At 67.4% G+C, this 14,094-nt stretch carries 12 protein-coding genes and 1 pseudogene; all 13 read right to left on the bottom strand.

Annotated elements, in window-relative coordinates:
* Window positions 1–138: 138 nt before the first annotated feature.
* On the bottom strand, window positions 139–1,443 hold the full coding sequence (locus tag PWP93_RS13355) for a DUF3443 domain-containing protein (RefSeq protein ID WP_421045090.1): 1,305 nt from the start codon (window positions 1,441–1,443) through the stop codon (window positions 139–141).
* A 23-nt stretch (window positions 1,444–1,466) separates the two neighbouring features.
* Entirely contained in the window at window positions 1,467–1,970 is a 504-nt protein-coding gene (locus PWP93_RS13350; protein ID WP_421045089.1) for a DUF2844 domain-containing protein, read from the bottom strand.
* A gap of 305 nt (window positions 1,971–2,275) precedes the next feature.
* Window positions 2,276–2,974: a protein phosphatase CheZ gene (gene cheZ / locus PWP93_RS13345; protein WP_421025291.1), complete on the bottom strand. Its 699-nt coding sequence runs from the start codon at window positions 2,972–2,974 to the stop codon at window positions 2,276–2,278.
* A 55-nt stretch (window positions 2,975–3,029) separates the two neighbouring features.
* Window positions 3,030–3,425: a chemotaxis response regulator CheY gene (cheY, locus tag PWP93_RS13340; protein WP_421025032.1), complete on the bottom strand. Its 396-nt coding sequence runs from the start codon at window positions 3,423–3,425 to the stop codon at window positions 3,030–3,032.
* A 69-nt stretch (window positions 3,426–3,494) separates the two neighbouring features.
* Window positions 3,495–4,668 (bottom strand): annotated as a pseudogene (locus PWP93_RS13335) (protein-glutamate methylesterase/protein-glutamine glutaminase).
* The gene (cheD, locus tag PWP93_RS13330) at window positions 4,665–5,468 is read right to left on the bottom strand and encodes a chemoreceptor glutamine deamidase CheD (RefSeq protein ID WP_421044801.1); all 804 of its coding nucleotides are present in this window, start codon (window positions 5,466–5,468) and stop codon (window positions 4,665–4,667) included. The pseudogene PWP93_RS13335 and the gene cheD overlap by 4 nt, the downstream one beginning before the upstream one ends.
* A complete protein-coding gene (locus PWP93_RS13325) occupies window positions 5,465–6,364 on the bottom strand; it encodes a CheR family methyltransferase (protein WP_421025293.1) in 900 nt (299 codons plus the stop codon). Before PWP93_RS13325 ends, cheD begins: the two co-directional genes overlap by 4 nt.
* A gap of 266 nt (window positions 6,365–6,630) precedes the next feature.
* Entirely contained in the window at window positions 6,631–8,451 is a 1,821-nt protein-coding gene (locus PWP93_RS13320; protein WP_421044800.1) for a methyl-accepting chemotaxis protein, read from the bottom strand.
* Window positions 8,452–8,514: 63 nt separating this feature from the next.
* Complete coding sequence (locus PWP93_RS13315; protein WP_421044799.1) at window positions 8,515–9,054, bottom strand: chemotaxis protein CheW; 540 nt, start codon at window positions 9,052–9,054, stop codon at window positions 8,515–8,517.
* Between the two features lie 52 nt (window positions 9,055–9,106).
* The gene (gene cheA, locus PWP93_RS13310) at window positions 9,107–11,401 is read right to left on the bottom strand and encodes a chemotaxis protein CheA (protein WP_421044798.1); all 2,295 of its coding nucleotides are present in this window, start codon (window positions 11,399–11,401) and stop codon (window positions 9,107–9,109) included.
* 100 nt (window positions 11,402–11,501) lie between these two features.
* Window positions 11,502–11,876: a response regulator gene (locus PWP93_RS13305; RefSeq protein WP_421025037.1), complete on the bottom strand. Its 375-nt coding sequence runs from the start codon at window positions 11,874–11,876 to the stop codon at window positions 11,502–11,504.
* Window positions 11,877–11,951: 75 nt separating this feature from the next.
* Complete coding sequence (motB, locus tag PWP93_RS13300; protein WP_421044797.1) at window positions 11,952–13,058, bottom strand: flagellar motor protein MotB; 1,107 nt, start codon at window positions 13,056–13,058, stop codon at window positions 11,952–11,954.
* 78 nt (window positions 13,059–13,136) lie between these two features.
* Complete coding sequence (motA, locus tag PWP93_RS13295) at window positions 13,137–13,997, bottom strand: flagellar motor stator protein MotA (RefSeq protein WP_421025039.1); 861 nt, start codon at window positions 13,995–13,997, stop codon at window positions 13,137–13,139.
* Window positions 13,998–14,094: the final 97 nt, after the last annotated feature.

Here is a 14,094-nt window from a genome sequence, read left to right as displayed (position 1 = left end):
GGGGTAGTTCGGGAGATGGGATGGCCGGGGGAGGCGGCAGGAGGGTCAGTACGAAGGCGGCGCGAGGGCCAGGGCGAGGCAGGCATGCGCGCCCGCCGCAGCAGCGGCGGACGCGCGGCAAATGCGCGTCAGAACACGTCAGAACGCGACGTAGGGCGCCTGGCCATAACCGTAATACACGTAACGTCCGTAGAAGAACGGCAAGCCGAGGTCGAGGTTCGCGTTCGACCCGAACGCGCCGGCGAGATCGTTGAGCGCGAAATTCGAGCCGCTATTGAGCAGCGCCGCTGCGCTCACCACGTTGAAGCTCACGTTGCTCGACACGTTGTTCTTGTCGGTGAGCGTCGCGCTGAGCGTGAGCGGCTTGGCCGGGCAGTAAAACGTGCCGAGATTGCCGCCGCACTGCGCAATGCCGCTATCGGCGAAGAACAGGCCGTTCGAGCCCGAGTCGAGGAACGCGTACCGCACCGCGTGGCCGTTATACGTGCCGGTCATGTTGCCCGACCCGTCGGTAGCGAAACGCTGCACCGAGGTGGGTATCGCGTTGTTCGACTGCGTGCCGATGCCGAACACCAGCGTGCCCGTGGCGGAGGCCTGGCCGTTGTTGGAGATGGGCGGCATCTGCAGGATCACGCCGTTGTTGTCGACGGGAAAGTGCGCGACGGGATTGGCCACCTGGTTGTTCAGCGCGACGGCCGTGTTCGCGCAGTTGTTGCTGGTGGTGCCGTTGGGGCATGCGTAATAGAAGCCGTTCTGCACGGAATTCGCGCAGCCCGAGCCGCAGTCCCACGGCGCGACGCCGATGCCGAGAATACCGTTCGCGCCGAGCGCCTGCACCGAGTTCTGCGACGGGCCGATGCTCGAACAGTTCGTTGGGACCGTGGACGTGGCGAGATCGCCGATCACCTGAAACGGAATGTTGCCGGCCGTCTCGCTGCCGATCTGTACGTCGGCGCTTCGCACCGTGCCCCAGGTGTAGCCGTCGGCGAACCCCGTGCACTCGGCGAGCGTCGCGCCGTTGCTGGTGGTCAGCGGCAACGTGCTATTGAGGCTGCCGAGCGCCGAGCTGACCACGCGCAGTCCGAACGAGGCCGTGTCTACCTGAATATTGTCGATGGTCTGGCAAGTGCCGGTGTTCGGCACGCAGATCTTCACGCTCACCGTGGGGATATTGGGCACATTGCCGGTGATGCCCCGGTTCACGGTCACGGCCACGGTATTCGAGGCGGTGGCGGCGATGGGCTGCTGCTGCGGACCCGCGGGCAACGACGAGGTGTCGCCGCTGCCCCCGGCGCTGGAGCCTGCGCCGGAGCCGGAGCCGCCGGAGCCGCCACCACCGCCGCCGCACGCGGCGAGGCCCGCTGTCAGCGCGAACAGCACGGCAAAAAGAAAAGCACGCGGCTCGCGCAGGGCGCGAACGAAGGCGCCGGGGATTCCGTGGATGGACACGTTTCGCCTCCCGTTCGTTATTGGATGTCGGACGTGCTGACGCCGGCCGGCAGCGCCTGCGGCAGCCACGCCTCGCCGGAGAAGGCACCCATGTGGCCACCCGAGTGCACGACGAGGCCGCTGCTCTCGACCGCGCCGGGGCCACGCACGCCTCTCGCGCGATTGGCTTGCACGCCGGAAACGTATTGCGGGAAATAGTTGCCGAGCAGCGTCGCGAGGTCGGGCGGCTGCGGCCCGTTCCACGCCACGCCGAACACCATGCCTGCCTGCGAGACGTACTCGCGCACGACGATGCCGTTCGCGAGCGTGGTCTGCTTCACGGTGTACGACGCGGTCGTGCTGCCGGCAGCGGAAGCCGGGGATGCCGCGCTGGCCGGCGCCGCCTGGCGCACGACCGCGGATGCAGCCCCCTGTCCAGCCGGGCTGGTGGCGGCATCCGGAACCGTGACGCTCGCGCCCTGCGGCGTGCTCATGGGCGCGCCGCCCAGCGCGGCGCTGGCCGGCTGCGCGATTCCCCACATGCCGATTGCGCACACGAGCGCCACGGCAAGACGCGATGTCGAAGGCGCCCTGGACGCGCCCGGCGCGGCCGGCGCCACAGTTGCAACGGTGGATGCGTGCGGATACAAGGTGGTCCTCCCTCTCCCGGTCGCGCATTTCTCGGCGCGCCGTGGCGGCAATGAGTTAGCAGGCCCTAGTATGCCTGCGCGAAATGACATTCGGGAGCTAGCCGTCCGACCAGGCTGGCGCGCCGTCGTGCAGGCCGGGGGAGGCCATGCAAGCGGCAAGCAGCCTGAAAGGCGATGCAGGAGGCCGCCGCCTCCCGCTAGAACCCGAGGCTCGCGAGCAGGTCGTCCACCTGTGCCTGATCCTGCATCACGTCGGCCTTGCCCTCGGGATCGATCTGCGGGCCGTTCAGGAGGGCCTCGGGGCTGCCCGTGCCGCTGGCCGTCTCCGCGAGCAGCGCGGCATTCGCCGCGAACTGCTCGCGCCGCTCCGGCGCGATGTTCTCGACCAGCACCGTAAGCAGTTGCTGCTCGATCAGATAGACCACGTCCATGATCTTCTTGATCACCTGGCCGGTCAGGTCCTGGAAGTCCTGCGCGAGCATGATTTCGAGCAGCTGCTGGCTGGTCGCCGACGTGGACTGCGGCACGCCTTCCAGAAACTGGCGCGTGTCGTCCATCAGCGCGCGCACTTCCTCGCGGCCGATCGGCGCGTCGTACCACGTGGCCCAGCGCGCCGAGAGTTCCTTGGCATCGCTTTCGAGCTGCACCTGCATCGGCTTGGCCACCTCGATCGCGGACAGCACGCGCTCGGCGGCCTGCTCCGTCATGTTCGCGACGTAGCGCAGCCGGTCGCGCGCGTCGGGCACGGCTTCGGCCGCGCGCTCCACGTGCTTGTCGAGGCCGAGCTCGCGCATGGAGTCGCGCAGCGTGCGCGTGAGCTGGCCGATGCGCGCGAGGATGCGGTCCGAAGCGAGCTCGCCCGTCTCGGCGTCGCTCTGCGGCACGGCGGACGGCACTTCGGGTTGCCCTTCCGGCGGCACGGCGGGCTGCACGTCGGTGAACTCGTTCACGTCAGCTCCCGGCCTTCGCCATCTTTTCGAGAATCTTGTTGAGCTTCTCATCGAGCGTCGCCGCCGTGAACGGCTTCACCACGTAACCGCTCGCGCCCGCCTGCGCCGCAGCGATGATGTTTTCCTTCTTCGATTCCGCCGTCACCATCAGCACCGGCAGGTGCGAAAGCGCCGCGTCGGCGCGGATCGCCTTGAGCATCGCGAGGCCGTCCAGGTTCGGCATGTTCCAGTCGGAAATCACGAAATCGTAGCCGCCGCTGCGCAGGCGCGTGAGACCCGCTGCGCCGTCCTCGGCTTCATCGACGTTCGAATAGCCCAGCTCCTTGAGCAGGTTGCGGACGATCCGGCGCATCGTCGGAAAGTCGTCCACTACCAGAATCTTCATTCCCTTATCCATCGCGTTTCCTTCCTCTAAACCAAAATTTCTCTACATGCACGAGCCCGCGCCCGGCATGCCCTGCAGGTACTACACGCGCTGCACCCGCTCGCCCATGCTGGCGAGGCGCAGCATCACGCGGCGGCTCATTTCGGCGAGCGGCGCGATCTCGTCGGCGGCGCCCATCGCAATCGCCTCGCGCGGCATGCCGAACACGATGCAGCTCGCCTCGTCCTGCGCCAGCGTGAACGCGCCCGCCTGGCGCATTTCCAGCAGGCCCGCCGCGCCGTCGCGGCCCATGCCCGTGAGAATCACGCCGATCGCGTTCTTGCCCGCGTGCAGTGCCGCCGAGCGGAACAGCACGTCCACCGACGGCCGATGCCGGTTCACCGGCGGCGCGTCGGACAGATGGGCGATGTAGTTCGCGCCGCTTCTCGCGAGCAGCAAATGCGCGTGGCCCGGCGCGATGTAGGCGTGGCCGGGCAGCACGCGCTCGCCGTGCTCCGCTTCCTTCACGGTGATGCGGCACAGGCCGTTCAGGCGCTGCGCGAACGACTTCGTGAAGCCCGGCGGCATGTGCTGCGCGATGAGCACGGCCGGCGCGTCGGGCGGCAGCGGCTGGAGCACTTCGCGGATGGCTTCGGTGCCGCCCGTCGACGCCCCGACGATCACCAGCTTCTCGGTGGAGACGAGCGGATTGTTGAGCATCGGCGCGGCGTGAAGCGGCGCGTGCGGGTGAGCACCATGAGCGCCGGCGGCATGGGCCGCCTGCGCGGCGGCGCCCGGCCCAGCGGCGCCCGAAGCCGCCGTCGCCGCGGCAGTTCCGGCAGCCGGCGCGCGCCGCCGGACGCACGCGCGCGCGCGAAGCGGCGCGGATCTTGTCGGCGAGCTTTTCGGCGTAGTCGAGCATGCCGTCGCGAATGCCCACCTTCGGCTTGGTCACGAAGTCGACCGCACCCAGCTCCAGCGCGCGCAGCGTGATTTCGTTGCCGCGCTCGGTGAGCGAGGACACCATCACGACCGGCATCGGCCGCAGGCGCATGAGCTTCTCGAGAAAGTCGAGCCCGTCCATGCGCGGCATCTCGACGTCGAGCGTGAGCACGTCGGGGTTGTGCTGCTTGATGAGCTCGCGCGCCACGAGCGGATCGGGCGCGGTGGCGACGACGGTCATGTCCGGCTGGCCGTTGATGATCTCCGTCATCAGGCTGCGGATCAGCGCCGAATCGTCGACGCATAGAACCTTGATTTTCTGCACAGTGTTCACGCCTCCTCCACTGTCCTGGCGTTGTCTTGAGCGGATGGCCGCACCGCCGGCGCGCTTGCACCGAACAGCTCGATACGCGCGGGCGCCGGCGGCGGCGATGATGAAAACGCGGCAGCCGTGCCCGGCGCAGTGCCCGCACTCGCCGCGCCGCCGCTGCGCAGGCCGAACAGCTCCACGCGCGCGCGGGCCCGCGCGAGCCGTTCGGCCCGAGCTTCCGGTGTTTGCTGCGCGAGTAGCTGCTCGCGCTCGGCCACGCTCGACTCCTGCGAGAGGCGCAGCTTCTTGACCATGACCTGGCCCGTGCGCGGCAGGAACGCGACCTTGCGCGGATGCGAGCCCTGCAAGTCCTCGGCGACGATGCGGATGCTCTCGGTGGCCAGATAGCGGCGCACGAACGCGGAGTTGCGGTCGCCGATATTCATGGTCGTCATGCCCGCGAGCACGGCTGCGCCGCCAAACACCTTGGCTTCGAAGCGCTCGCGCCGTCCGCCCGCCTTGATCAGCTCGTTGATGAGCACTTCCATCGCATAGGCGCCGTAGCGCATCGCATCGGAAGCGGCCGGCAGCGCGCCGGCGCCATTCCCCGCATCGGCGCCGTCGTCGGGCAGCATGAAGTGATTCATGCCGCCGATGCCCGCCGTGCGGTCCTGAATGCAGGCGGCCACGCACGAACCGAGCACGGTGACGAGCACCATGTCTTCGCCGGTGGTGAAAAATTCGTTGGGCAGCAGCTTCACGCCGGGACGCTGGAAGTGCGAGTCGAAATAGCGGTTGGCCGCGATCGGCAGGCGCGCGCTCATGCGATGGCTCCGACCGGTTCGGCCTTCGCGCCGTGACGCGAACTCGCCGCCGCACCTGCACTCGCGGCGCGCTCGTACACGGTCTGGCCGCGCAGCCGGAACGCCTGCGTCACGTACGTGAAGTTTTCCGAATGACCCGCGAACAGCAGGCCGTCCGGCTTTATCAGCGGCTCGAAGCGCGCGAGCACCTGGGCCTGGGTCGGCTTGTCGAAGTAGATCATCACATTGCGGCAGAAGATGGCGTCGAACGCCGTGCGCAAGCCGTAGTCCGCATCGGTGAGATTCAGTTGCTCGAAGCGGATCATCTGCCGCAATTCCGGGCGCACTTTCACGAGCCCCGCATGCCCGCCCGTGCCCTTGAGGAAGAAGCGTTTCAGGCGTTCCTGCGAGAGATGCTTCACCTGATCGAATGCGTACACGCCCGCTTGCGCCTTCGCGAGCACCTGGGTGTCGAGATCGGTGGCGAGCACGCGCGCCTCGCGTGCAGCGCGCTCGCCGAGCGCTTCGACCAGCGTCATCGCAATCGAGTACGGCTCCTCGCCCGTCGAGGCCGCCGAGCACCACACCGAAACCTGCGAGCGGCGCTGAACGAAATCGGCGAGGATCGGAAAGTGATGCGCCTCGCGAAAGAACGCCGTGAGATTGGTGGTGAGCGCGTTGGTGAACGCTTCCCACTCGCTGGCGTCGTTGCGCTGCTCGAGGTCGTCGAGATAGGCGCGAAAGCTCTCGTGTCCGAGCGCGCGCAAGCGCCGCGCGAGACGGCTGTATGCCATGTCGCGCTTGTGGTCCGAAAGCGAAATGCCCGCGCGGCGGTGGATCAGCGCGCGAATGCGCTCGAAGTCCGCCGGGGTGAAATCGAAATCGCGTGAGCCGCCTTCTCCCGAGATGCCTGGCATGCCCGGCGCGCGCGCGGCATCGCCACGCTCGACGCGCTCGGCCTCCGTGCGCTCGGCGCCGGAAAAACGCCGCGCCTTCATGCTGCGGCTCCTGCGGCCACGCCCGCCTGCAATGCGCCCGGCGCGCGCGCGGCGTGCAGCGCCCGCGCTGCCGCGCGGGCCACACAGGCCGCCCCGCGGTGCGAATCTTGCCGTCCTTGTGCGCTCATGTGCATTGCCTTGTTCGTTTCAACGTATTTCCACGTAGTCGTGCCGGGACGAGTTGCTCAGAACGTTTCCCAGTCGGCATCGTCCTGCACGGACGCCGTGGCGACTGCCGCTTGCGGCTCGACGCGCGCGGCGCCGGCCGGCTTGGACTGCGGCTTCGCTGCGCTGGCCGGCTTCGCGGCGGAACTCGCTCGCGCCGTGCCGCCAGCCATCGGCGGCGTGTGCTTCACCGCCGCAGCAGCCGTCGGCGCCGCTTTGGGCTCGGCCTTCACGGCGTGCGCGCCCGCTGCGCGCGCCTGCACATCGTGACCGCCCGCATGAGCGCTCCCATTCGTGCGCCACGTCCCCAGCACGGCCTGCAAATTGCGCGTCTGCTCTTCGAGCGATGCCGCCGCAGCCGCCGCCTCTTCCACCAGCGCCGCGTTCTGCTGCGTGACGGTGTCCATCTGCGTGACGGCGCGATTCACCTGCTCGATGCCGCCCGACTGCTCCTCCGAAGCGGCGCTGATCTCTCCCATGATGTCGGTCACGCGGCGCACGGCCTGAAGGATTTCCTCCATCGTCGTGCCTGCGCGGCCCACCAGGTCCGAGCCGCTCTGCACCTTCTGCGCCGAGTCGTTGATGAGTTCCTTGATTTCCTTCGCCGCACTCGCGCTGCGCTGCGCGAGGCTGCGCACTTCGCCCGCGACCACCGCGAAGCCGCGCCCCTGCTCGCCCGCGCGCGCCGCTTCCACGGCCGCATTGAGCGCGAGAATGTTGGTCTGGAACGCAATGCCCTCGATCACGCTGATGATGTCCACGATCTTCGCCGAGCTCGCGGCGATGTCCTGCATCGTGTCGACGACTTCGCCCACCACCACGCCGCCGCGCGTGGCGATGTCCGACGCGTTGACGGCGAGCTGGCTCGCCTGGCGCGCGTTCTCGGCGTTCTGGCGCACGGTGCCGGTGAGCTGCTCCATGCTCGACGCCGTCTCTTGCAGCGAGGCGGCCTGCTGCTCGGTGCGCTGCGAGAGGTCGGTGTTGCCCATGGCGATCTCGCGCGCGCCCACGTCGATGGAGCCCGCGCCCGTGTGCACGGCGGACACCAGCGTGACGAGGCTTTCCTGCATGCGCTTGATGCCCGCGAAGAGACGCCCGATCTCGTTCTTGCTGTACACGTCGATGCGCTCGGTGAGGTCGCCGTGCGCGATGCGCTCGAACGCCTGCACCGCATCTTCGAGCGGCTGCACGATGAGGCCGCGCAGCGCGAAGCGGATCGCCACCACGAGCACGAGCGCCACTGCGATCGCCGCCGCGATCAGCGTGCGCATGAGCGAGATTTGCGCGCGCGCGTTTTGCTCGCGCGCCTGGGCGCCGTCCTGCAACTGCTGCGCGATCGGCGCGGCCGAGTTGTCGTAGTCGACGAACATCGGGCTGATCTTCGTGCGGGCGATGGCCTGATACGCGGCGATATCGTTTGCGCGCAGCGCCGCGAGTTCGGGCTGCACGCCTTCTTGCAGCAAGGTCGCGTGCTTTGCGTTGAGCGTGTCGAGCGCCGCTGCTTCGATGCCGTGCTTGGACGCGGCCTCGAAGGCCTTCCACGCTTCGTTGGACTTGCCGAGCAGATATTCGGCGCGCTCGACGACCTTTTTCGCCTCGTCGCCCTGACCTGCTTCGTTGAGCGAGTTGGCGCGGTCGAACGAGACGCGCGCGCGCAGCAGATACGACGACGAATCGCTGAGCGCATGCATCGCGACGAGGTCGCCGCGCGCGATCGTGGCGAGCGACTCGCTCGCGTTGCCGAGCGCGTACAGCCCGAGCGCGCCGACGAGGCCCGTCAGTGCCAACAAAATGAACGCAACGCCCGTGAGCGTCGTGCGAATCGACCACCTGTGCAACATCTCGTGTGCTCCTGTCCTGTGTGGCGTTTGCGGGCTGCGGTTGTGGGTGCCGCGTGGTCGCCTTTAAGCGCCGAGCGTTTCGATCAGCGCCATCTCGCGGCTCGTCATGAGCTTTTCGATGTCCATCAGGATCAGCATGCGGCCGTCTACGGTGCCGAGTCCCGTGAGGTACTCGGTCGTGAGCGTCGCGCCGAATTCGGGCGCGGGCATGATCTGGTCCGTTTGCAGCGTGAGCACGTCGGACACGCCGTCCACCACCATGCCCACCACGCGATGCGCGACGTTCAGGATGATCACGACGGTCTGATGGTCGTACTCGACGCGGCCCAGATGAAACTTGATGCGCATGTCCACGATCGGCACGATGATGCCGCGCAGATTGATCACGCCCTTGATGAACTCGGGCGCGTTCGCGATGCGCGTCACGCTCTCGTAGCCGCGAATCTCCTGCACCTTGAGAATGTCGATGCCGTACTCTTCCGCGCCCAGCGTGAAGACGAGGAATTCCTGGCCGCCTGCATCGGCTTGCTGCACGTCGCGGCGGTGCGCACCGGCTGCGGCGCCTGCTGCGCCGCTGCCATGGATGGATTGGACTTCTGCCACGTTAGCCCCTGAACGGTTGGGAAATGATTGGTTGATCCGGACTGCAGTGCGTTTAGGCGAATTCAGCAAACGCCCCTGCATTTCTGGCCGTATTCCTGGCCACATTCGCGGCCGCATGCGCGCCCACGCTCACGCCGTGCGAAGCACGCGTTTCGCGGTTGAGCGCGGCCACGTCGACGATCAGCGCGACGCTGCCGTCGCCGAGGATGGTCGCCGCCGAGATGCCATGCACCTTGCGATAGTTCGTTTCGAGGTTTTTGACCACGACCTGCTGCTGGCCCACCAGCTCGTCGATGAGCATCGCGAAGCGCCGGCCCTCGGTCTCCATGATGGTGACGATGCCCTGGGTGGGATCCGTGCGCGCGCCTTCCACGTTGAACACGTCGTGCAGCGCCACGAGCGGCAGATATTCGCCGCGCACGCGCACCACGCGGTCGCCGTTGGTGACGGTGTAGATATCTTCGTGGCGCGGCTGCAGCGACTCCATCACGAAGTTCAGCGGCAAAATGAAGATCTCGCTGCCGACCTTCACCGACATGCCGTCGAGAATCGCCAGCGTGAGCGGCAGCACGATGCGCGTCGTGGTGCCCTTGCCAGCGTGCGAGGTGATCTCCACGTGGCCACCCATCGACTGGATGTTGCGCTTCACCACGTCCATGCCCACCCCGCGGCCCGACACGTCCGTGACCTGGTCGGCGGTCGAGAAGCCCGGCATGAAGATGAGATTCCAGACCTCTTCGTCGGTCATCGTTTCGCTCACCTGCATGCCCTGCTTGATCGCCTTCGCGAGAATCTTGTCGCGGCGCAGGCCCGCGCCGTCGTCGCTCACCTCGATCACGATGTTGCCGCCGTGATGCGCGGCGGAGAGCACGAGCTGGCCGGTGCCGTCCTTGCCCGCGGCGCGGCGCGCCTCCACGGTTTCGATGCCGTGGTCGAGCGAGTTGCGCACGAGGTGCGTGAGCGGGTCGATGATGCGTTCGATGAGGCTCTTGTCGAGCTCGGTCGCCTGGCCGAACGTGACCAGCTCCACTTGCTTGCCGAGCTTCGCGGCGAGGTCGCGCACGAGACGCGGGAAGCGGCTGAACACGTAGTCCATCGGCATCATGCGGATCGACATCACCGCTTCCTGCAAGTCGCGCGCATTGCGCTCGAGTTGCGCCATGCCGTTGAAGAGGCGGTCGTGCAGCGCCGGGTCGAAGCTGCTGGTGGTTTCCGCGAGCATCGCCTGGGTGATGACGAGCTCGCCCACGAGATTGATGAGCTGATCGACCTTCTCCACGCCCACGCGAATCGAGCTGCCCTCGGTCGATACCGCCGATGCGGCGGCTGCCGCGCGCGGCTTGCGGTCGTTGTCGGCAGGTGCGGCGGCTGCGGCAGACGCGGCGGGAGCCGCAGCCGGCGTTGCTGCAGCGGGCGCGGGCGCTTCGGCTTGCACTTGCAGCGGCGCCGGCGCCGGTGCGGGTGCCGCCGTCGCTTGCGGCTCTGGCTCGAGCACCGCCGCGGGCGCGGCAACCGCGCTCGTCTGCACGGCGGGCGCGGCCACGGGCGTGCCGCGCCCGATCACGATCTGGCTTTCGTCGATCACGAAGCAGCACACGGCGACGATGTCGTCGGCGGGCACATCGGTTTCGAGCCACAGCGTGAGGTCGTCGCCGGTCTTCACCTGGCCGAGAATCCGGCCCAGATTGCCTAGCTCTTCGGCGAGCAGCGCCTGGTCCTTCGCGTCCACGCGGCGCAGCGTGATGCGCAGGTGCGGACCATCGGCTCCCGCCGGCGCGGCGGCTATCGCTTCATCCACGACATGCTCGGGCGCGCCGCCCATCGCCGCGGGCAGGTTCGCTTCGAACGCGGCGTCGAGATCCTCTTCGGAATCGCCGGCGTGCGCGGGCGCGGCCGAAGCAACCGCGGCAGCCGGCGCAGGCATAGCCGCCGCAGCAGCCGGCGCGACCAGGCCACGGCTTTCCGCATACAACTGCTCGAGCTTCGCGCGCACGGCAGCAGCCGCCGACGCATCGGGCTCGGCGCTCGCGCGGTAGGCCGCGAGCTGATCGGAGAGCACGTCCTTCGTTTCGAGGAACGTGTCGATCATGTCCTTGCGCAGCACGAGTTCGCGATTGCGCGCGCGATCGAGCAGCGACTCCAGAATGTGGGTCGTCTCGGTGAGCGCCGTGAAGCCGAACGTCGCCGCGCCGCCCTTGATCGAGTGCGCCGCGCGAAAGATCGCCGCGAGATCCTCGGGATCGGGCTGGCCGACGTTCAGGTTCAGGAGAAGCTGCTCCATCTGCGCGAGCAGCTCGTCCGCCTCGTCGAAGAACGTTTGATAGAACTGTGTGATGTCGAGAGTCATTGCTCTTTCACCGCGATGTGTGTGGCCGGAGCGTGGCGCTGGCGTGCGTACTTCATGTATCCGCTCATGGGGTTGCTCATTGGCCCGCTCGTTGGTCCACTCATTGGTCAACTTCGCCGAGCGCGCTCGCCAGGTCGACGAGCAGCTCGGGGTCCACCGGCTTTTCGATCCAGCCCGTCGCGCCCGCGTCGCGCACCGCCGCCTTGAAGCCTTCGTCCGACTCCGTGGTCAGCACCAGGATTGGCGTTTCTTGATACGACGGGTTCGCGCGCAGCCGCTTGATCAGGTCGAGCCCGCCCATGCGCGGCATGTACAGATCGGTGAGGACCAGATCGAAACGCTGCGCGAGCGCGTGCTCGAGCCCGTCTTCGCCGTCGTTGGCCACCGTCACCTCGTAACCTGCCGAGCCGAACGCCGCACACAGGATCTCCCGCATGGACGCCGAATCGTCGATTGCCAGAATATTTCTGATCATCCCTTCCTCGTTCGCGCGCTGCTTTGCTGGTCACTACGCTGTTCATGCGCTGGCGCCGTTCGTTATTCCCCGCCGTTATTCCCGTGCTTCGGCCGGCGACGGCGGCGCCACGGCCTGCGTCACCGGCGCGAGCTTCACGCCGGCCGGCGCGGTGCCGGGCAATGGCGTCGGCATCTGCGCCGGCACCCGCGCGGCCGGCATATTCGCCGCGCCGCCCGAACCCGGCACGAGTCCGGGCAACAGCGTCTTGCCCGAGCCCGCTGCGTCGTCGGAAAGCGTGGTGGTCGTGGTGTCGTCGCGCGTCAGCGCGTCTTCCGACTTCCGGTTGAGCACGATGATGCTGATGCGGCGGTTCTCCGGATCGAGCGGATCGGCCTTGTTCAGGTTCTGCGTGGAAGCGAGGCCCAGCACGCGCAGCACCTTCGACTCGTCCATGCCGCCCGCGATCAGCTCGCGGCGCGACGCGTTCGCGCGGTCCGCCGAAAGCTCCCAGTTGCTGTAGCCGCGCTCGCCGCCCGCATAGGGCACGGCGTCGGTGTGGCCCTGCACGACGATGCGGTTGGGCACGTCGTTCAGCGTCTTGCCGATCGCCTGCAGGATGTCGCGCATATACGGCTCGACCACATCGTGCGCGGTCGCGAACATCGGCCGCTTCTGCGAATCGACGATCTCGATGCGCAGGCCCTGCAGCGTGGAGTCGATGCGGATCTGCTGCCTGAACTGGCGCAACACCGGGTTCGCTTCGATGGCGGCCATCAGCTTGACTTGCAGGTCGTGCAGGCGCACCTGCTCCTGGCGCTCGAGCGAGCCTTGCAGCTTGTTCTGCGCCTGGTCGTCGGCGTGCGCGACGGCGCGGTCCGCGTGCGCCCTGACGCCGTCGCTGCGGCGCGTGACGCCCTGCTCCTGCGAGGAGATATCGCGCCCGCCGCCCTTCACGATGCTCGAATCCTCGGCGCTGCGATCGCCGCCCCACAGGGTGACCTTGAGCGGCTGATTGAAGTAGTCGGCAATGCCGCGCAACTGCACCGTCGAGGCCGACGAAAGCAGCCACATCAGCAGGAAGAACGCCATCATCGCGGTCATGAAGTCCGCATAGGCGAGCTTCCATGCGCCGCCGTGATGGCCGCCCTTTTTCGGCGCGACGCGCTTCACCACGATGGCGCGATCCTTGTTGGCGCTCATCGGCCGCCTCCCGTCTTCATCGCCTGAACCTGTTGCTTCATGATTGCCGCCGCCCTCGTTTCAATTCGCATGCCGAATTTATTTCGCCTTCACGCGGCGCACGTGCTCTTCGAGCTCCGTGAACGACGGACGCTCGGTCGAGTACAGCACCTTGCGGCCGAACTCGACGGCAATCGCCGGCGCGTAGCCGTTCAGGCTCGCGAGGATCGTGACCTTGATGCACTGGAACATCTTGGTGGACTCGGCCACGCGCTGCTCGGCGAGGCTCGCGAGCGGGCCGATGAGGCCATACGAAAGCAGAATGCCGAGGAAGGTGCCCACCAGCGCCTGGGCGATCATTTCGCCGAGCACCGCGGGCGGCTTGTCGGCGGAAGCCATGGTGTGCACCACGCCCATCACCGCCGCGACGATGCCGAACGCCGGCATCGCGTCGCCCACCTTCGAGAGCGCGTGCGCGGGCCCTTCGCCCTCGGCGTGATGCGTCTCGATCTCCTCGTCCATGAGGCTTTCGATTTCGAACGCATTCATGTTGCCGCCGACCATGAGCCGCAGGTAGTCGGTGAGAAATTCGACGATGTGATGGTCGGCCAGGATCTTCGGGTACTGCGTGAAGATCGGGCTTTTCTGCGGATCGTCGATATCGGCTTCGAGCGTGAGCGTGCCCTCCTTGCGCGCCTTCGCGAGCAGGACGTAGAGCAGCGCGAGCAGCTCCATGTACACATCCTTGTTGTACTTGGCGCCTTTGAAGAGCGTAGGCAGGACGCGCAGCGTCGCCTTGATCGTCTTCATGCCGTTGCCAAGGATGAACGCGCCGATACCCGCGCCGCCAATCATCAATAGCTCCATCGGCTGCATGAGCGCCGCCAGATGACCGCCCTCCAGCGCGTAGCCGCCGAAGACGCAGACGATCGTCACGAGTGTTCCCACGATAATCAGCACTGCCGGGTCCTCACTGGAAAATTGCGCCGCGAACCGCCATCGGCCCGCGCCCTTGATTGGGTTTACGGCACCGGCGCGAAAAACTTTGAGAACGGGC

It is taken from the genome of Paraburkholderia sp. A1RI-2L, assembly GCF_048957375.1.
Lineage (GTDB): Bacteria > Pseudomonadota > Gammaproteobacteria > Burkholderiales > Burkholderiaceae > Paraburkholderia.
Note: the sequence above shows the minus strand (reverse complement) of the source record. Positions and strands in the feature narration are given on the sequence as shown.

What these genes read in the sequence shown, in the direction of transcription:
- cheA (WP_421044798.1), bottom strand. Translation starts at nt 11,401, where the DNA reads ATGACTCTCGACATCACACAGTTCTATCAAACGTTCTTCGACGAGGCG.
- PWP93_RS13305 (WP_421025037.1), bottom strand. Translation starts at nt 11,876, where the DNA reads ATGATCAGAAATATTCTGGCAATCGACGATTCGGCGTCCATGCGGGAG.
- motB (WP_421044797.1), bottom strand. Translation starts at nt 13,058, where the DNA reads ATGAGCGCCAACAAGGATCGCGCCATCGTGGTGAAGCGCGTCGCGCCG.
- PWP93_RS13350 (WP_421045089.1), bottom strand. Translation starts at nt 1,970, where the DNA reads ATGTGGGGAATCGCGCAGCCGGCCAGCGCCGCGCTGGGCGGCGCGCCC.
- cheY (WP_421025032.1), bottom strand. Translation starts at nt 3,425, where the DNA reads ATGGATAAGGGAATGAAGATTCTGGTAGTGGACGACTTTCCGACGATG.
- PWP93_RS13320 (WP_421044800.1), bottom strand. Translation starts at nt 8,451, where the DNA reads ATGTTGCACAGGTGGTCGATTCGCACGACGCTCACGGGCGTTGCGTTC.
- cheD (WP_421044801.1), bottom strand. Translation starts at nt 5,468, where the DNA reads ATGAGCGCGCGCCTGCCGATCGCGGCCAACCGCTATTTCGACTCGCAC.
- PWP93_RS13325 (WP_421025293.1), bottom strand. Translation starts at nt 6,364, where the DNA reads ATGCCAGGCATCTCGGGAGAAGGCGGCTCACGCGATTTCGATTTCACC.